Here is a 20,569-nt window from a genome sequence, read left to right on the forward strand (position 1 = left end):
CGCTTCCCCTCCTTCGAAAGGCGCACCGTGTCAGAGTCGACCACCCCCACCCTCGGGATCATCCTGAACGGCGCCTCCGGCCGGATGGGCTACCGCCAGCACCTCGTCCGCTCGATCCTGGCGATCCGCGAGCAGGGCGGCGTGCTGCTCTCCGACGGCACCCGCGTGCAGGTCGAGCCGCTGCTGGTCGGGCGCTCCGAGGCGAAGCTCGCCGAGCTCGCCGGCAAGCACGGCCTGACGAACTGGACCACCGACCTCGACGCCGCGCTCGCCGACCCGAAGTGGCAGGTCTACGCCGACTTCCTCGTGACGAAGGCGCGCGTCCCCGCGATCAAGAAGGCGATCGCCGCCGGCAAGCACATCTACACCGAGAAGCCCACCGCGGAGTCCTACGCCGAGGCGCTCGAGATCGCCGAGCTGGCCAAGGAGGCCGGCATCAAGAACGGCGTCGTGCACGACAAGCTCTACCTGCCGGGCCTCCAGAAGCTCAAGCGCCTGATCGACTCCGGCTTCTTCGGCCGCATCCTCAGCGTCCGCGGCGAGTTCGGCTACTGGGTCTTCGAGGGCGACTGGCAGGCCGCCCAGCGCCCGAGCTGGAACTATCGCAGCGAGGACGGCGGCGGCATCATCGTCGACATGTTCCCGCACTGGAACTACGTGCTCGAGAACCTCTTCGGACCGATCGAGGGCGTCTACGCCAAGGCGACCACCCACATCGAGACCCGGGTCGACGAGAACGGCGCGCCCTACACGGCGACGGCCGACGACGCGGCCTACGCGATCTTCGATCTCGCCGGCGGCATCACCGCGCAGCTCAACTCCTCCTGGGCCGTGCGGGTCGACCGCAAGGAGCTCGTCGAGTTCCAGGTCGACGGCACGCTCGGCTCGGCCGTGGTCGGCCTGTTCGGCGCCAAGATCCAGCCGCGCGTCGCCACGCCCAAGCCCACCTGGAACCCCGACCTGCCCGAGACGCACGACTACGCCGAGGACTGGCAGGAGCTGCCCGTCAACGACGTGTTCGAGAACGGCTTCAAGACCCAGTGGGAGCAGTTCATCCGCCACGTGGTCGAGGACGCCCCGCACGAGTACGACTTCTTCGCCGGCGCCCGCGGCGTGCGCCTGGCCGAACTGGGCCTGGAGTCCTCCCGCGAGGGGCGCCGCATCGACGTCGCCGCGCTCGACGCCGCCGCCGACGCCGAGGTGCTCGTGCAGGCGGGCGCCGTCCAGTGAGCGGGCTGACCCTCCTCGGCGCCGACGGCGCGACCCGCTCCATCGAGCTGCTCCCGGCGCCCGCGCACACGAGGCCTACCGCCCCGCTGCGCTCGCGCACCGCCTACGCCGCCGCGCACGTCGTGCCGCTCGTGCACGGCGAGAACCGCCCCGGCCACCCGGCTCAGATCGACTGGGACGCCACGCTCGGCTTCCGCCACCACGTCTGGTCCTGGGGCCTGGGCGTCGCCGACGCGATGGACACCGCGCAGCGCAACATGGGCCTGGACTGGAGCGCGACCCAGGAGCTGATCCGCCGCAGCGCCGCCGAGGCCGCGACGGTCGGCGGGGCACTCGTGGTCGGGATCAACACCGACCAGCTCACCGACGACGTCGTCCCGCTCGACACCGTCATCGACGCCTACGTCGAGCAGCTCGCCTTCGCCGAGGACGCAGGGGCGGAGGTCGTGCTGATGGCCAGCCGTCACCTCGCCCGCGCCGCGGAGACCGCCGCCGACTACGAGCGCGTCTACGCCGCCGTGCTCGCCCGCGCCACGAAGCCGGTCGTCCTGCACTGGCTCGGCACCGCCTTCGACGGCGTGCTCGAGGGCTACTTCGGCGCGGCCGACCCGGTCGACGCCTTCCCGGTCGTGCAGCGGATCATCGAGGACAACCTCGACTCGGTGCGCGGCATCAAGATGTCGCTCCTGGACGCGGACGCGGAGATCGCGCTGCGCTCGCGGCTGCCCGAGGGCGCGACGCTCTTCACCGGCGACGACTTCAACTACGTCGGCCTGATCGAGGGCGCCCCCGACGCCGACGGCACGCCGCGCTGGTCGGACGCGCTGCTCGGCGCCTTCGCCGCGCTGGCGCCGAGCGCCTCCGCCGCGATCCAGGCGCTGGACGCGGGCGACACCGCCGAGTACCGCCGCGTGCTCGGCCCGACCGAGGCGCTCTCGCGTCAGGTCTTCGCCGCGCCGACGCAGTACTACAAGACCGGAGTCGCCTTCCTGTCCTGGCTGAACGGCCACCAGCCGGCCTTCTCGATGGTGGGCGGGCTGCACTCCGCGCGCTCGCTGCCGCACCTGTCCGAGATCGTCCGGCTCGCGAACGCGTCCGGCGCGCTGGAGCGGCCGGAGCTCGCGGCCGACCGCTGGACCGGGCTGCTCGCGTTGAACGGGGTCGACGTGACCCGCGGCGTCGAGGCGCTGCACCTGGTCGAGGCGGTCACCGCGTGAGCGCCGACCCGCGACTCTCGCTCAACCAGGCGACCATCAAGCACGCCTCGCTCGCCGAGGCGCTCGACACCACGGTCGCCGCGGGCATGAGCGCGATCGGCCTCTGGCGCGAGCCGGTCGCCGAGGTCGGGCTGGCGGAGGCCGCGCGCCTCGTCGCCGACTCCGGCCTGCGCGTCTCCTCCCTCTGCCGCGGCGGCTTCTTCACCGCGCCCGAGGGTCCGGAGCGGCGGGCGGCGATCGACGAGAACCGCCGCGCGATCGAGGAGACCGCCGCGCTCGGCGCCCCCGCGCTCGTGCTCGTCGCCGGCGGGCTGCCGGCCGGCTCGCGCGATGTGATCGGCGCCCGGGCCCGCGTGCAGGAGGCGCTGGCCGAGCTGGCCGACGACGCCGCGGCAGCGGGCGTGCAGCTCGCGATCGAGCCGCTGCACCCGATGTACGCCTCGGACCGCGCCGTCGTCTCGACGCTCGGCCAGGCCCTCGACCTCGCCGCGCCGTTCGACGCGGCCGCGGTCGGCGTGGTCGTCGACACCTTCCACGTCTGGTGGGACCCGCAGGTCCTCGCGCAGATCGCCCGCGCCGGAGCGGAGGGCCGGATCGCGAGCTACCAGGTCTGCGACTGGGCGACCCCGCTGCCGGTCGACGTGCTGCTCGCCCGCCGCTACCCGGGCGAGGGCGTCATCGACTTCGCATCGCTCACCCGCGCGGTCATCGAGGCGGGCTACGCCGGCGACGTCGAGGTCGAGATCTTCCACCAGGAGGTCTGGGACACGGCGTACCCCGAGGTGGCGGAGCGCGTCGTCGCGACCTTCGCCGAGACGGTGTCGCCGCACCTCTGAGCGGCGCACCCCTGAACTCCCGGTCCGCCGTCGCTGGAGGGTGAGCGGCGGACCGGGCTTCTTCTTCTCGAGGACCAGTGAGCTCTCTAGAGGCCTAGCGAGCTCAGCTCCACGGCAGATCCAGCGCGTCGAACGTCGACTCGCGGCGCAGCGCCTCCTGCAGGGCGTGCTCGACGCCGTCGACGACGCGGTGGCGTCCCTCGACGTCCTGCACCTCGCGCCAGGCGTCCGCGGGCAGCGCGCGCGGCGACGGAGCCGCCATCACCGCCTCGAGCAGGCGGAGGAAGCCTCCGGTGCGCTCGATCCCGGCGTGCAGCGGAGTGCCCAGCTCGCGGGCGGCGAGCAGCCCCTCGAACGGCGTGATCCGGTCGAACTGCAGCGTGCGCGGCGGCAGGTCCTCGCGCACGAGCTGCACCACGTCGAGCGTGTAGTAGAACCGCAGCGTCCCGCCGGTGCCGACGATCTCGACGGAGGGCTCCTCCGGCCGTTCGGCGCAGAGGGTGACCGCGGTCGTGACCCGCAGGCCGTCGGCCAGGGTCAGCACGGCGACCGAGGTGTCGTCCGCCTCGATGTCGTTCGCGCGGCGCAGGTCCAGCCGCACGTCGACGACGTCCTCGAGCCGGTCGGCGCCGGCGATCGCGAGGGCGGTGGCGGTCGCGTGCGAGAAGGGGTTGGTCAGGACGCCGTCGGCGACGACCGCGCCGTCGAGCGTGCGGCGGCCGGCCCAGGGGGAGCGCGACCAGTAGCGGTCGTCGCGGACCCAGACTCCGGAGGCGCCGTAGCGGACGACGTCGCCGATCTCGCCGTCGGCCACGGCCGCGCGGATCGCCGGGATCGCGGAGGAGCCGAGGCTCTGGAAGCCGACCTGCACGAGCGAGCCGGTCGCCGCGGCGCGCTCCGTGATGGCGGTGAACTCGGCGAGCGAGGCGGCCGGCGGCTTCTCCAGCAGGACGTCGTTGCCGTGGTCCATCGCCGCGAGGGCGATCGCGGCGTGGGTGTGGATCGGGGTGCTGATGATGACGACGTCGGTGCCGCCGGCGGCGAAGAGGCCGGTCGCGTCGGGGTGGTGCGCGACGCCGCCGGGGAGCAGTCCCTCGACCGGCGGCCGGGGGTCGGCGACGCCGACGAGCCGGACGCGGCCGTCGCGGTGCGCCGCGAGGACGGCGCCGAGATGCGAGGCGCCGTAGCCGCCGATGCCGACGAGCCCGATCCGGGGGATCACGGTCGGACTCCGGAGAGCGGGCGGCTGCGGTCGTCTCGTCTGCGCTGCATGATCCGGCCAGCGTATCGGAAAGCGATTACCTGCGCCCCACTGCGGGCAGGCCGTCTGGAGGCGGCCGCCGGTGCCGGACTACTCTGGTCACGCTGAGACGAGGTCACGGAATGAAGTTCACAGGTCACGTGCTGTCGATCGGGGCGCTCCTCGAGCTCGAGGACGAGCAGCCTTCCTCGCCGGTCGGGCGCAGAGCAGGCGTCCTTCACACCGCGGCGGGGAACGCGCGCCGAGTCGAGCAGCTGCTCGCCGAGGGTGAGTCGCTCGAGACCTGCTGGAGGTTCGGGATCCTGCAGACCCTCGACGACTATGTATCGACGGCGAAGCGGGCCGGTACCGAGGTCGCTTCCGGGGTGTTCTCGGAGGAGCCCGGGCTGACAGGTGCCGCCGAGCTCGATGCGGCGTTCGCGGCTCTGGCGGATCACTTGGCCGGACGAGACGGGTGGGAGACGCCCGCGTGGGCGTCGGCTGCTGAGCGTCGTGTCGAGGCCTGGTATCCCTCCGTGCCGAGCATCTTCCGCGAGGAGGCCGAACGGGACAGCCCTCGTGCCTTCCGCCAGCGCGGGATCCTGATCACCGGACGGTCCCTGGCGCGCGCATGACCGGAGACGGAGAGCTCGACGCGGGTTGAACCACCGCGGAGGAGGGAGCGGCGCTTCTGAGGCGCACGTACTCCGATGCGCTGCTGCTTCCCCGCCACCGCTACATCGTGGACGACGTCGCGGAGAGGGCGCGAGTGCTGCGAGTGCTCGGAGGTCCCGCCGCGGAGTGAGCAGATCAGCGCACGGGGTCGATGATCGTCATGCCCGCGGGGTTCGAGCGGTCGAAGACGGGGAGCAGCTCGGCCGCCTCCTCGAGTCCGATGGTGCGCTCGATCAGGCGCTGCGGAGCGAGGACGCCCTGCTCGATCAGCCGGAGCATCGCCGGGTAGTCGCGCGCCGCCATCCCGTGGCTGCCGAGGACGTCGAGCTCCCAGGCGATCACGCGCGCCATCGGCACGCGCGGGTGGCCCTCGACCGGCGGCAGCAGGCCGATCTGCACGTGCCGGCCGCGCCGGCGCAGGCTGAGGAGGGCGTCGGAGGAGGTCTGCTCGCTGCCGACGGCGTCGACGGCGACGTGACTCCCGCCGCCGGTGAGCGCGTTCACGGCGGCCGGCAGATCGCGGGCGTCGGCGAGGAGGACGTGCTCGGCGCCGACCCTCGTCGCGACCTCGAGGGCGGCGGCGTTCCGGTCGACCGCGACGACACGGGCGCCGAGCGCGTGCGCGACCATCACGGCGCTGAGGCCGACGCCGCCCGCTCCGATCACCGTCACCCACTCGCCGGGCTGCACCCGGGCCCGCCCGACGAGCGCGCGGTAGGCGGTGGCGAAGCGGCAGCCGAGGCTCGCGGCGGTCGCGAAGTCGACGCCCTCCGGGATCGCGACGAGATTGGTGTCGGCCGCGTGCAGCGCGACGGACTCGGCGAACGAGCCCCAGTGCGTGAACCCGGGCTGCTCCTGGTCCGGGCAGACCTGGGCGTCGCCCTGCAGGCACCACTCGCAGCGGCCGCAGCCGCAGACGAACGGCACGGTCACCCGGTCGCCGACCGCCCAGTTCCGGACCTCGGGCCCGACCTCGGCGATCACACCGGCGAGCTCGTGCCCCGGGACGTGCGGGAACGCGATGTCGTCGTGCCCGGCCCAGGCGTGCCAGTCGCTCCGGCACAGCCCGGTGGCCAGCACCCGCACGACGACGCCGTCGGCCGGAGCCTTCGGGGTCGGGACGTCGCGGACCTCCGGCTCGCCGCGGACGGAGTCGAGGACGAGAGCGCGCATGCCCTCATCCTGGCAGCGCGGCGGGGAGACGCCGAAAGCCCACGCTCTCGCGTGGGCCTCGGAAGTGGAGCGTCGCAAGCAACGCGTCCAGGACGACTTTAGCAGTCGTCGGCGCCGAAGCGGAGGTCGGTGAGCGAGACGAAGTGCCAGCCCTGGCGGCCGTCGTGCTGGGTGTAGGTGAGGGTGCTGCCCGAGGGGAAGACGCCGAAGTGGAAGGTGTCGGATCTCGTGACGCCCGCCGTCGTGTACTCGTTCCCGGTCGCGCGGCGGAAGGGGTCGGCGAGGGTGCCGACGCCGGCGCCGGGGAGGGAGCCCGAGGTCGCGATCGAGGTCGGCTCGGTGCTGAAGCCGACGGCGTCCCAGTACGTCGGCACCCACGAGTTCGCGTCGGTGTTCGAGGTGATGTCGAAGACCGTCAGCTGGAAGTCGACCGGGTCGAAGAGCGCGCCGTCGGCGTCGCGGAACTCGAAGGTCAGGGTCTGCGCGTCGGATCCGGGGGTGGGCAGGACGGCGAGGTCGCCCTCGCGACGCTGATTGAGCACGAGGGCTCCCGCCGGACCGAAGCCGGCGAAGGAGTACTCGGAGGGGACGCCGCCGGGAGCGTTGCCGGCCCAGCCCGAGCCGTTCTGGCTCATGTTGTAGCGCGTGCCGCCGGAGAGGTCGGTCGTGCCCGCGGCGAGCGTCGAGGTGATGCGGATCGTCGAGGTGCGGCCGGACGCGGAGGTCGCGCCGAGGACGGCGGGGTTGCCGCTCGAGTTCGTCGCGGCGAACTGCGTGACGCTCGTGCAGGGAGCGGTCGACGCGGCGGCGAGGGGTGCGCCCGTGGCGATGGCGACCACGGGGACGGTCCAGAGGGCGGTGGTGGTGAGCGAGCGGCGGGAGAGTCCGGGCGCGGGGGTGCTGGTCATGGCGGGATCCGTTCGGGTGCGGAGGTGGGCGGGCGAGGCGGGGCGGGGCGGGGCAGTGGGGTGCGGGGCAGTGAAGGGCGGAGCGGAGCGGCGGCTCAGCGGCCGGCGTTGTAGTGGTTCTGGATCTGGGTCGCGGTGAGCGCGGTCGAGTAGACGGCGGCGTAGCGCAGGCTGCCGGAGAAGGAGGCGGGGCCGACGTTCGTCCAGGAGCCGCCGAGGGTGTCGTAGCCGATCTTCCAGTAGCCGGTGGTGTTCTCCGCGCTGCGGAAGGCGGTGTTGCCGGCGACCTTCACGCCGTCGAGCCAGAGGCTCGTCCCGGCGGTCGGCGAGAGGGTGGAGACGACGTGGTGCCAGGCTCCGTCGTTGACCGGGTTCGGGCTGGTGATCGACTGGACGCCGTTGTTGTAGATGCCGAAGACGAGGCGGCCGTCCGCGCCGATGTAGGTGTGCCGGTCGTACTGGCTGCCGGCGGTGTCGCGGCTGCTGTTGAAGCTGAAGAGCTTGCCGCCCGCGACGGTGGTCTTGAACCAGATCTCCGTGCTGAACGTGGTCGGGTTGGCCAGCTGCAGCGGCGTGCTGAGGTAGCCGTTCGTCCCGTTCAGCAGCCAGGAGCCGCCGGCGTCGCGCGGGCAGGCCTTCGGGGTGGTCGCGGAGCTGGTCATCGCCGGACGGTAGGTGCCGGGGTAGGCGCCGGAGTCGGTGTCGACGGCGGTCGTCGCTCCGGTGGCCTGCGCGAGCGTGTAGGAGAACAGCGCGTCGCCCCTGTCGGCGGCGACCGCCGAGTCGCAGGTGAAGAAGGCCGCCGCGCTGCCGACGGTGTTGTTCGAGTTGCGGATGGAGGCGACGTAGGCGCCGGAGGTGGCGGGGGCGAGGAACAGCACGGCCGAGAGCGCGGCGACGAGCAGCGCGGCGAGGGTGGTGCGCGGGGTCCGCGGCGCCGCGGAGCGGAGGCGGGCCAGGAGGCCGGAGCGGGTGCGGCGGTGGCGGCTCATCGGGCGGCCGACTCGGTCTCGGCGGTCTCGGCGGTCTCGGCGGTCTCGGCCGGCTCGGTCTCGGTCGGCGCGGTCTCGGTGGCGCGGGCCCGGCGGCCGTGCTCGCCGCGCGGCTCGGCCTCGGCGGGGAGTCCGACCAGCATCGTCCAGAGCACGGGGGTGGCGCAGAGGGCCCCGAAGAGGATCCAGCCCCAGAGCGGCAGGTGCAGCGCCGAGGACACGTTGTAGAAGTCCTCGCCGTTGGCCGGCACCTGGATGCTGCCGACCTGGCCGGAGACGAGGTCGGCATGGGTGCCGCCGACGGCCGTGACGCGGATCGGGAGCATGCCGACCGAGACGAGCGAGGCGTCCGTCTGCCCGTCCTCCACGGTCGCCTCGAGGACGACGATGCCGACGAACGGGCGGAGCACGAAGACCGTGAAGGAGGCGACGAGCGAGATCCCCAGCACCCGCATCGCGGCGCGGTGGGTGGGGGAGGAGAGCAGGCGGGTGAGCAGCAGGACGAGGACGGTGCCGGCGAGGAGCATCGGCAGGCCCTTCGCGAGCCAGCCGGCGCCGGGGAGCGCGACGACGACCTCGCCGATCAGCTGCTCGGCGCCGGTCGCCCACGGGTCGGTCGCGCCGTTGATGTCGCCGCGGGTGACCAGGGTGCCGTCCTCGGCGAGGTCGACCACGCGGTGCGTGTAGGTCTCGTCGGGGGTGGTGGTGGGGTGGAAGCTGACGACGTCGCCGACCCGGATGTCCTCGAGGGGCGTCGGGGCGGTGAGGACCAGGGTGCCGACGGGAGCGGCGGTGCCCATCGACGGCGTCTGGACGATGAACCAGCGTCCGCCGGAGGCGTGGAAGAGGAAGGCGGCGACGACCAGGGCAGCGACGAGGGCGGTGACGGTCCAGGTCGCGACGGTGCGCAGGCGGGAGCGGGGGGAGCGGGGCTCGGGGGTGGAGACGGTGGTGGCGGGGGTGAGGGGGGAGGCGGTGCCGGTGGGGACGGCGGTGGATCCGGGGAGCGCGGGGGCGGGGCGGGTCTGCAGCGTGGTCACGGGTCCACCTCCTCGGCGGGGTGGGGGCCGCCTGGGCGGCGGCCCCCGGGGTGCGGGTGTCGGGTGTTGCGGGGGCGTTTCTCGGGGTGGGGCGGGTGCTTCGGGGGAAGCGGTCTTCGGTGGTGGATCTCGATACGCCCGCTCTGCGGGCTACTCGATCAGCATGAGCTGATCAGGTGACGATCGAGGGTTCCTCGATCGGCGCGAGCCGGGGAGGCTCGATCAGCTGGCGAAGGTCCAGGTGAGGGGGAGCGAGGCGGACAGGCCCTGGTAGGTGTTGCCGGCCGAGGAGTCGAGCGTGACGGCGATGGTGAAGGGGGTGCTGGTGCCGGCGGTGACGGGGGCGGCGGAGAGCGACTTGGCGGCGGTGCCGGCGAGCGCGGCGGCGGTGCCGCTGTAGACGGTGGTGCTGCCGGAGGTGATGACGACGTTGAGCTTGGAGCAGAAGTCGGTCGCGGTGCCGGCCGGGGTGCCGTTGGCGCTCTGAGCGCAGGCAGCGCCGGGGGTGAGGGTGAAGGTGTTGGCCGAGACGGTGCCGGCGTTCTTGATGGTGATCGAGGTGCTGACGGTCTGGCCGGGGACCATGGTGGTCGATCCGCCGAACTTGTTGATGGTCGAGCAGGTCGCGGTGTTGGTGCTGATCGAGCCGCCGTCGGTGCTGAGGCAGGTGACGGGCGTGGTGCCGGTCGACTTCTCCTCCATGACGAGCGAGCCGGAGGCGGCGGTGTTGTTGGTGTTGGTGATGCTGGCGACGAAGCCGGAGAGGGTTCCGGACATCGAGACCGACAGCAGCGCGGCGGCGGCGACGCTGGTGGCGAGGACGAGGGGGGCGAAACGGACGCGCTTGCGCTTTGCGGTGTGGTTCGACATGACAGGACTCCTGATCGGGTAGAAGGTGAACTGCCGTGCAGTTCGCTGTGGGGTGTTTTCTGGCTTGTCGAGTAAGTTACTTGATGGCAAAGATACTTTGCAATCGTTCTAATACCCCCTGTTGTGGGGACAGCCACCTCGCCGGCGACGTCGCCGCTCCGACACCCGCTCCCACCCCCGCTCCGACACCCGAGAAGGCCGCATGGATCCCGAGAACACACCCCCCGCCGACGGCGGCGAGCAGCCCGCCGGCGCGGCCCTCCGGCAGGCGCTGCGGCAGCTCGAGACGGCGCAGCGCCACCTGCGCGCCGCGGTCGCCCTCGACGCCGGGATCGGGATCTCGGAGCTGAGCGCGCTGGAGGCGCTCGCCGAGTCGCCCGGGCTGACGCCCAAGTGGCTGGGGCTCGAGCTGTCGCTGACGACAGGGGCGGTGACCGCGCTGCTCGACCGCCTGGCCAAGGCCGGCCACCTCGACCGCGTCTCCAATCCGCAGGACCGGCGCAGCGTCCTGCTCCAGCTGACCGACTCCGGCACCGCGCTGCTCGCGGCGGTCGACGAGCGCTACGGCGCGGTCAGCGTCGAGGTGCTGCGGGCGTCCCCGCGCCTGGGCGAGGAGGAGGTCGTCGAGGACCTCGCGCGCGCCGCGGCGGTCATCACGGCGCACACGATCGGCTGAGCGCGAGCGACCCCGCGCGTCAGGCCTGCAGGGCGCGGTCCTTGCGGATCGACCAGAGGTTGCGGCTCGCGGTGCGCTCGTAGTCGAAGTCGGTCACCAGCGCCTGGATGAGGGCGATCCCGCGACCCGACTCGGCGAACGCGTCCGGCATCTCCCGCGGGCCGGTGTCGACGCCGGGCGGGTCCGCGGTGTCGACCAGCTCGGCCCGGAGCGCCTCGTCGTCGACGGTGACGACGAGGCGGCAGAGGACCGCGGTGGTCGAGACGGCGTGCTGGATCACGTTGGAGACGAGCTCGACGAGCGCCGTCTCGAACTCCATCCGGTCGCGGGCGCCGACGTCGGCGCGCTCGCCGAAGAGCGAGTCGAGCAGGTCGTGCACGAGCTCGATGTCGTCGGGCGGCGTCCGGAAGGCGAGGGTGCGCTCAGTCACGGTACGCGTCGCCGGCCGAGGCGTAGCCGACGAGCACGCGGTCGAGGTTGGAGAGCTCGAGCACCATGGTGACCTGCTCGCTCGGGGCGGCGATCCGGAGGTCGCCCCCGGCCTGGCGGGCGCTCTTGAGGCAGGCGACGAGCGCGCCGAGCCCGGACGAGTCCATGAAGGTGACCTCGCTCAGCTCGACGACGATGCGGCTGCTGCCCTCGTCGAGAGCGCTGCGCACCTCCGTCCGCAGATCCCGCGCCGCGGCGAGATTGAGCCGGCCCGCCGCCGTGATCACGGCGACGCCGGGAGCGATCGTCTCGGTGCTGAAGGTCATGCCTGCTCCTGGTCGGTGTCCGCGGCGGGGCGCGGTGTGTCGTGGGTCCGCGTCACGAGGAGCGCGGTGATGTCGTCGAGCGCGCGGCCGGAGCCGGCGAGCGCGGTCAGGGCGGTGAGGAAGCCGATGGCGCCCTCGGAGGTGCGGACGAGGTCCGCCGCGAGGACGAGCGACTGCAGGGTCCCGTCGAAGAGGTCGAGCACCCCGTCGGTGAAGGAGACCAGGGAGTCGCCGACGGCGAGATCGACGGTCTGGGTGACCCAGCCGCCGTCTTCCGCGATGCCGAGGGGGAGGCCGAGCGCGGCGAGGCGGTGGAAGGTCCCGTCGGCGCGGAGCAGGACGGTGAGCCCGTGGCCCGCGTCCACGAAGTCGACCCGGCCGGTCGCGGTGTCGAGCCGGCCGTGGAAGAGCGTCGCGAAGGTCTCGGTGGCGGAGAAGTCCGGCTGCAGCTGCTCGCTGACCGCGGCGACCACCGCGTCCGGAGCGCCGCCGGCCCGGGCGCGGAACGCCGCGCGGATGCCGGCGGCGAGGATCGCGGCGCCGGTGCCCTTGCCCATCACGTCGACGAGGGTCAGGTCGACGACCGCCTCGGTCGCGGTCCAGGTGTAGAAGTCGCCGCAGATCTGCCACTTGGGCAGCGAGGCGCCTGCCAGGTCGTAGCCGGCGGGGTGGCGGAACGCGGTGGGGGAGAGGCGGGCCTGCACGTCGGCGGCGCGGTCCCACTCCGCGGTGTCGCGCAACTCGCGCTCGACCCACTGGCCGAACTCCTCGAAGAGCAGCTCCTCCTCCGGGCTGAGCGCGCGGGGGACGAAGTCGAGCAGGCAGAGCGTCCCGAGCTGCAGGCCGTCGTCCACCGTGAGCGGGCGGCCGGCGTAGAACTGCACGTGCGGCGGTCCGGAGACGTGCACGTGCTGCGCCCAGGCTCCGTCGGCGCCGAGGTCGGGGACGACGAGCGTGCTCCGCTGGGCGAGCGTCGCGTCGCAGAACGTCCCCGCGCGCGGGTAGGACACCGGCCCCTCGGGCTGCGGCGACTTCGTGAAGAGCGTCGTCTCGTCGAGGATGTGGATCTCCGCCACCGGCACCTGGAAGAGCTCCTGCGCCATCCGGGTGATCCGGTCGAAGCGCTCCTCGGGGCCGGAGCCCATCAGGCCGAGGGCCTCGATCACGGCGGCGCGGCGGTCCCGGTCGTCGGGCGCCCCGGGCGGTGCGTCGGCGCCGATCGCCGGGTCCTGGCTGGTCTGCTGCGACATCGTCCCCCCGAGTCTCGAGCGGAGGCGGTGTCTCGCCTCCGCGATGACGGTATCGAACGGTGCGCCCCCGGTCGCCGCTGAGGGCCGTTAGTCACCCGGACGGGGGTCACCGCTACGCGACACTCCTAGCATTGCACCTTGGTCCCGATGGTGCAATGATGCACAGTATGCAAGCAGATGCGACCGCGACCCGGCGCGACCAGCGCGCGGCCGAGCGGCGCAGCGAGCTGGCCCGCACCGCCCGCGAGCTGACCATCCGCCACGGCTTCTCGGGCTTCACCGTCGAGGAGCTCTGCGAGGAGGTCGGCATCTCGCGCCGCACCTTCTTCAACTACTTCCCCAGCAAGGAGTACGCGATCGTCGGCCGGCCCGAGGAGGGCCTCGACGACGACAGCGTCGCGGAGTTCCTGACCCGCCGCCCGGGTGTCTCGCTGCTCGAGGCCCTCGTCGCCCTCGGCACGGTGCACTTCGCCGCGATCGGCCTGAACGCCGACAGCGTCCGCGAGTTCGTCGCCGTCGCCGACCGCGAGCCCAAGCTCCTGCAGGCCCTGCTCGACGTCGGCACCCAGCGCGACCTGCTCGTCGCCGACCTCGTCGCGCGGCGCGAAGGGCTCGACTCCGCCGACCCGTCCGTTTTGCTCGCCGTGCAGACGGCCGGCACCGTGATCCGCAGCGCCGTCGGCGCCTACCTCGACTCCGACGGCTCCGTGCCGCTCGAGCGCCTCGCGCAGGACCGCATCGCGGCTGTGACGCGCCTGCTCCTGGGCTGACCCGGCCCCGCCGCGCCGACCGGCCCCGCTCCCTCTCGCCCCACCCGACCCCGAGGACACCATGACCGCCCCCGCCACCGCCTCACCGCTCCTGCTCACGCAGCGCCGGATCTGGATCATCTTCTCCGCGCTGATCGCCGGCATGCTCCTCTCCAGCCTCGACCAGACGATCGTCTCGACCGCGATGCCGACCATCGTCGGCCAGCTCGGCGGCGTCGAGCACCAGGCCTGGATCACCACCGCCTACCTGCTCGCGACCACGATCGTGATGCCGATCTACGGCAAGTTCGGCGACGTCCTCGGCCGCCGCACGCTCTTCCTGATCGCCATCGCGCTGTTCACCCTCGCGTCCGTCGGCTGCGCGCTGGCCGGCGACTTCTGGTCGTTCGTCGTCTTCCGCGCCCTGCAGGGCCTCGGCGGCGGCGGGCTGATGATCCTGTCGCAGGCGATCATCGCCGACATCGTCCCCGCCAACGAGCGCGGCAAGTACATGGGCCCGCTCGGCGCCGTCTTCGGCCTCTCCGCCGTCGCCGGCCCGCTGCTCGGCGGCCTCTTCGTCGACCACCTCACCTGGCAGTGGGCGTTCTACATCAACATCCCGGTCGGCATCGCGGCCTTCGCGATCGCCTGGTTCGCGCTGACCCTCCCCAGCAAGCGGGCGACCAAGCGGATCGACATCCCGGGCGTGCTGCTGCTCTCGATCGCCACCACCTGCCTGATCTTCTTCACCGACTTCGGCGGCGACGCCGCGCACGGCTGGGGCGCCCTCGAGACCTGGGCGTTCGGCGCCGGGCTGATCGCCGCGGTCGCCGGCTTCATCTGGGTGGAGTCGCGGGCCGAGGACCCGATCATCCCGCTGAGCCTCTTCCGCAACCCGATCTTCGTGAACGCGACGGCGATCGGCCTCACGCTCGGCCTCGGCATGTTCTCCGCCATCGCCTTCGTGCCGACCTTCCTGCAGATGGCGTCCGGAACCTCCGCCGCCGCCTCGGGCCTGCTGATGCTGCCGATGATGGCGGGCCTGATGGGCACGTCGATCTACTCGGGCATCGCGATCTCGCGCACCGGCCGCTACAAGGCGTTCCCGATCGTCGGCGCCCTGCTCACCGGCCTCGCGATGGCGGCGATGACGACGCTCACCGCCGAGACGCCGATCCCGCTGATCTGCGTCTACCTCTTCTTCTTCGGCGCGGGGCTCGGCCTGATCATGCAGGTCATCGTCCTCGTCGTGCAGAACGCCGTCGCCCCCGAGATGATCGGCACGGCGACCAGCACCAACAACTACTTCCGCGAGGTGGGCGCCTCGCTCGGCGTGGCCGTGTTCGGCACGATCTTCACCAACTCCCTCGCCGAGAAGCTGACCGGCGTCTTCACCGACGCGGGCGTCGCCGACGTCGGAGCGGCTACCGCGACCCTCGACCCGCAGGCGCTGAACGCCCTGCCGGACGACGTCCGCGACGGCGTCGTCCGCGCCTACGCCGAGTCGCTGGCGCCGGTGTTCTGGTACCTCCTGCCGTTCATCGCGATCGCCTTCGTGCTCGCGCTGCTGCTCAAGCAGATCCCGCTGTCGGACCAGTCCGGCATGGTCGCCCGCGGCGAGGCCGTCGGCGGCGAGGAGGCGGAGCGCCTGCACCGCGAGAGCCTCGCGGCGCCGGCCGCCGGGGTGCGGTCGGAGGCTCCGGAGGACGCGCGCGCGGACCGCTGACGCGGGGGCCGGCCGCCGTCGCTCTTGTCGCGGCGGCGGCCGGCCGCGACACTGGGGGCGTCCCTCACCGCGCGGTCCTCTCCGGACCGGCGGCCGGGGCGCGAGCTGCGGCCGCCGCAGGTCCGGTCAGGAGGACGCGTGTCCCGCTCCGACGACGAGCAGGCCGTCGCCTTCGAGGCGGAGCGCGGCCGGCTCACCCGGCTCGCCTCGCGGCTGCTCGACGATCACCACGAGGCCGAGGACGCAGTGCAGTCGGCGTGGCTGCGCCTGCACGGCACGACGGCCGCGATCGACAACCTGCCGGCCTGGCTGACGACGGTCACCACCCGGCTCTGCCTCGACCGGCTGCGCGCGCGCATCCCCGAGCCCGCCGAGCTCGTCGAGACCGGCCCGGGCACGGAGGGTGCGGGGCTCGAGCGCGCGGAGGCCGTCGGGCAGGCCCTGCACGTCGTCGTCGAGACCCTGACGCCCAACGAGCGCGTCGCGTTCGTGCTCGCGGACAGCTTCGGCGTCGACTTCGCGACGATCGGCGAGATCCTCGGGCGCAGCGCGGTCTCGGCGCGCAAGCTCGCCTCGCGGGCGCGCGCCAAGACCACGGCCGGACCCGCGGACGGGCCGGTCGCCGACTGGCAAGTGGTCGACGCCTTCCTGGCCGCGGCGCGCGGCGGCGACCTGGCGCGACTGCTGCGGCTGCTGGCACCGGGCGCGAGCATCCGGGCGGACGCCGACGCGCTCGCCGCGGGGACCCCGGAGCGGATCGACGGTCGCGAAGCCGTGGCCGCCTTCTTCGACGGCAGTGCTCATGCGGCGCTCGCCGCGGTCGTCGACGGGCGGCCGGGCGCCGCCTGGTTCCACCGCGGAGCCCCGCAGGTCGCGTTCGACTTCACCGTTCTCGACGGGCGGGTCGCCGCCGTCGTCTTCCGGGCGGCCCCGGCCGTGCTGGCGTCGATCGTCCGGCGCGAGGGCGCCGCGGTCGACGCGGGCTGACGCGCTCCGGCGTGTCGTGTCACATCGGCGGCTCCCCGGCCGTCGAACAGGAGAGAGGCCCACCCGGGCCCCGACAGAAGGAGCACCCGATGAAGACCATGACCTGCCGCCAGCTCGGCGGACCCTGCGATCACGAGCACCGCGGCGACTCGGCCGACGTCGTCATCAACCTCCAGGACCGGCATCTGCGCGACGCGGTGAAGGCCGGCGACGCCGTCCACGAGGAGGCGCGCAACGACATGAAGAACCGCTGGCGCCACCCCGTGCAGTCGATGGGCTGGTACAACGGCGCCAAGCGCACGTTCGCCGAGCTGCCCGAGGGCTGACCCTGCCGGCGCCGAGCCGGCCCGGCGTCAGGCGGGCAGCAGGCCGATGATCACGGCCATCACGAGGATCGTGACGAGCTCGTGCGTGATGTTCAGGATCGTCAGCTTGGCCGGCCGGCCCTCGAAGGCGTCGTGGGTGATCATCCGCGCGGCGGTGAAGCCGACGAAGAGGAACAGCCCGGTGACCACCGAGTTCGCGAACCAGCTGCCGCCGTAGAAGGCGTGCGCGATGTCGACGCAGCCGGCCAGGACGAGCGCGGTGACCAGGCTGACCACGACGGTGACGAGGATCGGGACGACCGCGCTGCGGCTGCTCATCTGCTCCCGGCTGATGCCGGCCAGCCGCATCCAGAGCGTGCCGAAGACCTTCGGGGTGTACCAGATCGAGCCGACGAGCATCGTCGACAGGGTGGCCAGTCCGACCGCCCACGGGTTGATGTCGGGGACCACGGCGGCCGCCTCTCGGTGTCCCGGTCGCGCGGGGATCGCGGCGGCGGCGGGTGCGCTCACCCTAGCGGCGGGCCGGCTCCTGGGGCGGCGGCTCCGCGACCGGACGCGGAACGGGCCCTGGCCTCCACGCGAGGCCCGTATCCGGGCGTGCGACCGGACGCGGATCGGGCTCCGCTCCGGGCGCAGCGCCCGGTTCGGGTCCGTTCGCAGTCGGAGCCGCGTGCGAGTGGACGGAAATCGGGCTCCCCTCCATGCACAGGGCTCGTTTCGGGTCCGTTCGCGTGAGGGTCTCCTGCTCCGCGGCGGCTCACGGAGTCAGCTTCGGCTTCTGCGATCTGCTCCGGCTCGCGGAGTCGGCTCCGGCTCGTGGAATCGACTCGATCCGGCGAGCCGAGCCTCTTTCCACGTGCCGGAGGTCCACCCGCACCGGCCTCGGCTCGCAGGAACGGCCTCGGCTCGTGAGAACCGGCCGATCCCACGAGCCGGACCCGGATCCACGTGCCGAACGTCGCGAGCGCCACCGCCGACGTCCAGCTCCGGCTCGCGGAATCACCTCCGGCTCGCGGGATCCGCCCGATTCAGCAAGCCGAACCGCGTTCCGCGAGCCGGAGGTCCGTCGCCGACTCGCGTCGCATCGTCACCGCATAACAGCGCAGGCGCGCGAACCGAGGCGTCAGGCGCCCTGACTCGGTGCTCCGCTCGCGGTCTGCGGGTGCCGGCGGGCGACAGCCCAGCCCGCGCAGAACGCCAGCACCAGCAGCCCGAGCACGATCAGCGCGGCGGCGGTCGCCAGGCCCGGAATGACGACCATCGTCCCGGGCGAGAACATCGTCTCCGAGAGCGGCGCGTACGCGAACCAGCCGAACGACACCTCGCGCGGAGTGGTCGCCGCGACGACGATCCCGATCACGACGAGCAGCACGCCCGCCGCCGGTAGAAGCCAGCGAATCGTCCTCATGCTCCCTACGGTAGAGGGCGGGCGCGGACCCCAGCGGCACCGGCTACGGCGAGACCATCCCGCCGTTGACGTTCAGCGTCTCGCCGACCACGTAGCTCGACTCCGCCGAGGCGAGGAAGACGTAGGCGGGCGCCTGCTCGGCCGGCTGTGCCGCGCGGCCCATCGGCGCCTCGCTCGAGCCGAACTCGGGCAGGCTCTCCGGGTCGACGCCCGCGGTCACCTGCAGCACCGACCAGGTCGGACCGGGTGCGACGACGTTCACCCGGATGCCCTTCGACGCGAGCTGCTGGGCGAGCCCCTTGGAGAGGTTGTTGATCGCGCCCTTGGTCATCGCGTAGTCGAGGCGGTCGGGCGCGGGCGTGTGCGCCTCGGCCGAGGCGGTGTTGATGATGGTGGAGCCTGCGGGGAGGTGCGGGAGCGCCGCCTTGATGATCCGGAACGGCGCGAAGACGTTGATCGCGAACGTCGTCTCGAACTGCTCGTCGCTGAGCTCGAGCACGTCGTCCTGCCAGACCTGCTTGCCGGCGACGTTCACGACCGTGTCGAGGCCGCCGAGCCCCTCGACGGCCTTCGCGACCAGGTCCCGGCAGTACTGCGCGTCGGTCAGGTCGCCCGGGATCGTCACGGCGGTTCGGCCGGCCGCGCGGATCAGCTCGACGACGTGCTGCGCGTCCTCCTCCTCGTCGGGGAGGTAGGCGAGCGCGATGTCCGCGCCCTCGCGGGCGAAGGCGATCGCGACCGCCGCGCCGATGCCGGAGTCGGCGCCCGTGATCAGCGCGCGGCGCCCGGTGAGGCGGCCGGTGCCGCGGTAGCTGTCCTCGCCGAGGTCCGGGACCGGGGTCATCCGCGACTGGAGGCCGGGCTCGGGCTGCTGCTGCACCGGCGGCGTGACGTTCGGATACTGCGTGGCGGGGTTGGTGAAGGTGTACTGGTCGGGCATGGGGTCCTCCGGGGTCGTCGAGCGGGCAGCGCCGTCGTTCCGCGGCACCGGCCCTCCTCGACGCTAGCCGCGGCCCGCGTGCCGACGGGGGACCTTGACGGGCGCCCCGTCCGTCCGGCGGCGACTGCCGTCCACCCCCGGGCGATACCGTCGTACTCATGCCGTCCCGCCCCGTCTCCGCCGTGAAGCGTCGCCTGGCCATCTCGGCCTTCATGCTCGTCTTCGGCATCGGGATGGCCTCCTGGGTCGTGCGGACCCCGGCGGTCCGCGACCTGCTCGCGGCCTCGACCGCGGAGATGGGCCTCGTCCTGCTGGGCCTCTCCGTCGGCTCGATGAGCGGAGTCCTGTCCTCGGCCGCCGTCGTGCGTCGGCAGGGGGTGCGCTTCACCGTCGTCATCGGCGGCGCCTCCTTCGTCACCGGCATCGCGCTGACCGGCGTCTTCGCCGAGCTCTCCACCCCGTTCGGCGTCGCGGCGGGCCTCGCCCTCGTCGGCTTCGGGATCGGCATCTCCGAGATCGCGCTCAACGTGGAGGGCGCCGCGCTCGAGACGCTCACGGGCCGCTCGGTCCTCCCCGCGCTGCACGGCTTCTACAGTCTCGGCACCGTCACTGGCGCGGTCGCGGGCATCGGCCTGACGGCGATCGACTTCCCCGTCGTCTGGCAGCTCGTCGGAGTCGCGGTCGTCGCGCTGGCGCTGCTGCTCACCGTGATCCGCTCCATCCCGGTCGAGACCGGTCGGGTCGAGCGCGCCGTCGCCGGCGCTCCCCGCGAGAAGGTCCGCTCGACGCCGGTCTGGCAGCAGCCGCGCGTGCTGATGCTCGGCCTGATCGTGCTCGCCCTGGCGCTGGCCGAGGGCTCGGCGACGGACTGGCTGCCGCTGCTCATGGTCGACGGCCACGGCGTCTCCGCCACCGTCGGCACCGTGGTGTTCACCGCCTTCGCCGCGGCGATGACCGTCGGCCGCTTCCTCGGCACCCCGCTGCTGGCCCGCTTCGGCAAGGCGACCGTGCTGCTGGCGAGCACCCTCGTCTCGGCGGTCGGGATCGGCATCGTCGTCTTCGCCGATAACGCCGTCGTCGCCGGCGCGGCCGTCGTCCTCTGGGGTCTCGGCGCGGCCCTCGGCTTCCCGGTCACCCTCTCCGCCGCGGGCGAGAGCGAGGACCCGACCTCCGCCGTCGCCGCCGTCGCGACCGCCGGCTACATCGCCTTCCTCGTCGGCCCGCCCCTGCTCGGCTTCCTCGGCGAGCACTTCGGCCTCCGCGGCGCGATGGCCGTCGTCCTCGTGCTGGTCGCCCTCGCCTCGCTCCTCACCTCGGCCGCGAAGCCCCGCGTCCCGCGCGAGCGCGTCCCGGCCTGACCGCCCGCCCTCGGGCGCCGATCACGCAGCGAACCCGGCGCCGATCGAGCGGCCCGCCGAGCGGGCCCGCGCAAGCGGATCGAGGAGCCCGCGCAGCGGGCCCGCCCCCTGCTGATCGACCAGCCCGCCAAGCGGCCCTGCCCATGCTGATCGATCAGCCCGCCAAGCGGCCCTGCCCATGCTGATCGATCAGCCCGTCAAGCGGCCCTGCCC

At 73.1% G+C, this 20,569-nt stretch carries 22 protein-coding genes; 10 read left to right on the forward strand and 12 right to left on the reverse strand.

What is annotated here, in order from left to right; genetic code table 11:
- Positions 1-84: 84 nt before the first annotated feature.
- The 3 genes from EDF35_RS14905 to EDF35_RS14915 are packed head-to-tail and all read left to right on the forward strand — an operon-like array spanning position 85 to position 3,283.
- Positions 85-1,230: a Gfo/Idh/MocA family oxidoreductase gene (locus tag EDF35_RS14905; protein ID WP_123447046.1), complete on the forward strand. Its 1,146-nt coding sequence runs from the start codon at positions 85-87 to the stop codon at positions 1,228-1,230.
- The gene (locus tag EDF35_RS14910) at positions 1,227-2,447 is read left to right on the forward strand and encodes a DUF993 family protein (RefSeq protein ID WP_133962893.1); all 1,221 of its coding nucleotides are present in this window, start codon (positions 1,227-1,229) and stop codon (positions 2,445-2,447) included. Before EDF35_RS14905 ends, EDF35_RS14910 begins: the two co-directional genes overlap by 4 nt.
- Positions 2,444-3,283 carry a sugar phosphate isomerase/epimerase family protein gene (locus tag EDF35_RS14915; RefSeq protein ID WP_133962894.1) on the forward strand — a complete coding sequence of 280 codons (840 nt, stop codon included), beginning with the start codon at positions 2,444-2,446 and terminating at the stop codon, positions 3,281-3,283. Before EDF35_RS14910 ends, EDF35_RS14915 begins: the two co-directional genes overlap by 4 nt.
- A gap of 103 nt (positions 3,284-3,386) precedes the next feature.
- On the opposite strand, the gene EDF35_RS14920 is transcribed toward EDF35_RS14915, so the two are convergent.
- Positions 3,387-4,505, reverse strand: a complete 1,119-nt coding sequence (locus EDF35_RS14920; protein ID WP_133962895.1) for a Gfo/Idh/MocA family oxidoreductase — start codon at positions 4,503-4,505, stop codon at positions 3,387-3,389.
- Positions 4,506-4,666: 161 nt separating this feature from the next.
- On the opposite strand from EDF35_RS14920, the gene EDF35_RS14925 reads away from it, so the two are divergent.
- Positions 4,667-5,158, forward strand: a complete 492-nt coding sequence (locus EDF35_RS14925; RefSeq protein ID WP_133962896.1) for a hypothetical protein — start codon at positions 4,667-4,669, stop codon at positions 5,156-5,158.
- Positions 5,159-5,333: 175 nt separating this feature from the next.
- Here the strand turns inward: EDF35_RS14925 and EDF35_RS14930 are convergent, their stop codons facing one another.
- The 5 genes from EDF35_RS14930 to EDF35_RS14950 form a co-directional block, all read right to left on the reverse strand.
- Positions 5,334-6,371, reverse strand: coding sequence for a zinc-dependent alcohol dehydrogenase family protein (locus EDF35_RS14930; RefSeq protein ID WP_133962897.1), 1,038 nt, complete (start codon positions 6,369-6,371; stop codon positions 5,334-5,336).
- 98 nt (positions 6,372-6,469) lie between these two features.
- Positions 6,470-7,279: a hypothetical protein gene (locus EDF35_RS14935; RefSeq protein ID WP_133962898.1), complete on the reverse strand. Its 810-nt coding sequence runs from the start codon at positions 7,277-7,279 to the stop codon at positions 6,470-6,472.
- A gap of 95 nt (positions 7,280-7,374) precedes the next feature.
- Complete coding sequence (locus tag EDF35_RS14940) at positions 7,375-8,271, reverse strand: LamG domain-containing protein (protein ID WP_123705482.1); 897 nt, start codon at positions 8,269-8,271, stop codon at positions 7,375-7,377.
- Positions 8,268-9,311, reverse strand: coding sequence for a S26 family signal peptidase (locus EDF35_RS20885; protein ID WP_166674126.1), 1,044 nt, complete (start codon positions 9,309-9,311; stop codon positions 8,268-8,270). Before EDF35_RS20885 ends, EDF35_RS14940 begins: the two co-directional genes overlap by 4 nt.
- 222 nt (positions 9,312-9,533) lie before the next feature.
- Positions 9,534-10,181: a hypothetical protein gene (locus EDF35_RS14950; protein WP_133962899.1), complete on the reverse strand. Its 648-nt coding sequence runs from the start codon at positions 10,179-10,181 to the stop codon at positions 9,534-9,536.
- A 202-nt stretch (positions 10,182-10,383) separates the two neighbouring features.
- Here EDF35_RS14950 and EDF35_RS14955 point away from each other — a divergent pair, with 202 nt between their 5' ends.
- Entirely contained in the window at positions 10,384-10,857 is a 474-nt protein-coding gene (locus EDF35_RS14955; protein WP_123732724.1) for a MarR family transcriptional regulator, read from the forward strand.
- A 19-nt stretch (positions 10,858-10,876) separates the two neighbouring features.
- On the opposite strand, the gene EDF35_RS14960 is transcribed toward EDF35_RS14955, so the two are convergent.
- Genes EDF35_RS14960 through EDF35_RS14970 form a run of 3 tightly spaced genes read right to left on the reverse strand, consistent with a single transcriptional unit; the run spans position 10,877 to position 12,862 of the window.
- The gene (locus tag EDF35_RS14960) at positions 10,877-11,287 is read right to left on the reverse strand and encodes an ATP-binding protein (RefSeq protein WP_123732725.1); all 411 of its coding nucleotides are present in this window, start codon (positions 11,285-11,287) and stop codon (positions 10,877-10,879) included.
- A complete protein-coding gene (locus EDF35_RS14965; protein WP_123446750.1) occupies positions 11,280-11,612 on the reverse strand; it encodes an STAS domain-containing protein in 333 nt (110 codons plus the stop codon). The genes EDF35_RS14960 and EDF35_RS14965 overlap by 8 nt, the downstream gene beginning before the upstream one ends.
- A complete protein-coding gene (locus EDF35_RS14970) occupies positions 11,609-12,862 on the reverse strand; it encodes a GAF domain-containing SpoIIE family protein phosphatase (RefSeq protein WP_133962900.1) in 1,254 nt (417 codons plus the stop codon). Before EDF35_RS14970 ends, EDF35_RS14965 begins: the two co-directional genes overlap by 4 nt.
- Before the next feature lie 167 nt (positions 12,863-13,029).
- Here EDF35_RS14970 and EDF35_RS14975 point away from each other — a divergent pair, with 167 nt between their 5' ends.
- The 4 genes from EDF35_RS14975 (at position 13,030) to EDF35_RS14990 (ending at position 16,650) form a co-directional block, all read left to right on the forward strand.
- The gene (locus EDF35_RS14975; protein ID WP_166674127.1) at positions 13,030-13,632 is read left to right on the forward strand and encodes a TetR family transcriptional regulator; all 603 of its coding nucleotides are present in this window, start codon (positions 13,030-13,032) and stop codon (positions 13,630-13,632) included.
- A gap of 61 nt (positions 13,633-13,693) precedes the next feature.
- A complete protein-coding gene (locus EDF35_RS14980; RefSeq protein ID WP_133962902.1) occupies positions 13,694-15,337 on the forward strand; it encodes an MDR family MFS transporter in 1,644 nt (547 codons plus the stop codon).
- A gap of 138 nt (positions 15,338-15,475) precedes the next feature.
- Positions 15,476-16,324 (forward strand): sigma factor, encoded by an 849-nt coding sequence (locus tag EDF35_RS14985; protein ID WP_133962903.1) that lies wholly within the window; start codon positions 15,476-15,478, stop codon positions 16,322-16,324.
- 89 nt (positions 16,325-16,413) lie between these two features.
- Positions 16,414-16,650, forward strand: coding sequence for a hypothetical protein (locus tag EDF35_RS14990; RefSeq protein WP_133962904.1), 237 nt, complete (start codon positions 16,414-16,416; stop codon positions 16,648-16,650).
- 27 nt (positions 16,651-16,677) lie between these two features.
- Here the strand turns inward: EDF35_RS14990 and EDF35_RS14995 are convergent, their stop codons facing one another.
- From EDF35_RS14995 to EDF35_RS15005, 3 genes are all read right to left on the reverse strand, one after another.
- A complete protein-coding gene (locus EDF35_RS14995; RefSeq protein WP_123705474.1) occupies positions 16,678-17,100 on the reverse strand; it encodes a DUF1761 domain-containing protein in 423 nt (140 codons plus the stop codon).
- Positions 17,101-17,773: 673 nt separating this feature from the next.
- Complete coding sequence (locus tag EDF35_RS15000; RefSeq protein ID WP_133962905.1) at positions 17,774-18,058, reverse strand: hypothetical protein; 285 nt, start codon at positions 18,056-18,058, stop codon at positions 17,774-17,776.
- Positions 18,059-18,101: 43 nt separating this feature from the next.
- A complete protein-coding gene (locus tag EDF35_RS15005) occupies positions 18,102-18,998 on the reverse strand; it encodes an SDR family oxidoreductase (protein WP_132437961.1) in 897 nt (298 codons plus the stop codon).
- A 158-nt stretch (positions 18,999-19,156) separates the two neighbouring features.
- Between EDF35_RS15005 and EDF35_RS15010 the strand changes: the two genes are divergently transcribed.
- Complete coding sequence (locus EDF35_RS15010) at positions 19,157-20,356, forward strand: MFS transporter (protein ID WP_123705472.1); 1,200 nt, start codon at positions 19,157-19,159, stop codon at positions 20,354-20,356.
- Positions 20,357-20,569: the final 213 nt, after the last annotated feature.

The organism is Rathayibacter sp. PhB151, from assembly GCF_004366415.1.
In the GTDB taxonomy this organism is placed as follows: Bacteria; Actinomycetota; Actinomycetes; order Actinomycetales; family Microbacteriaceae; genus Rathayibacter; species Rathayibacter festucae.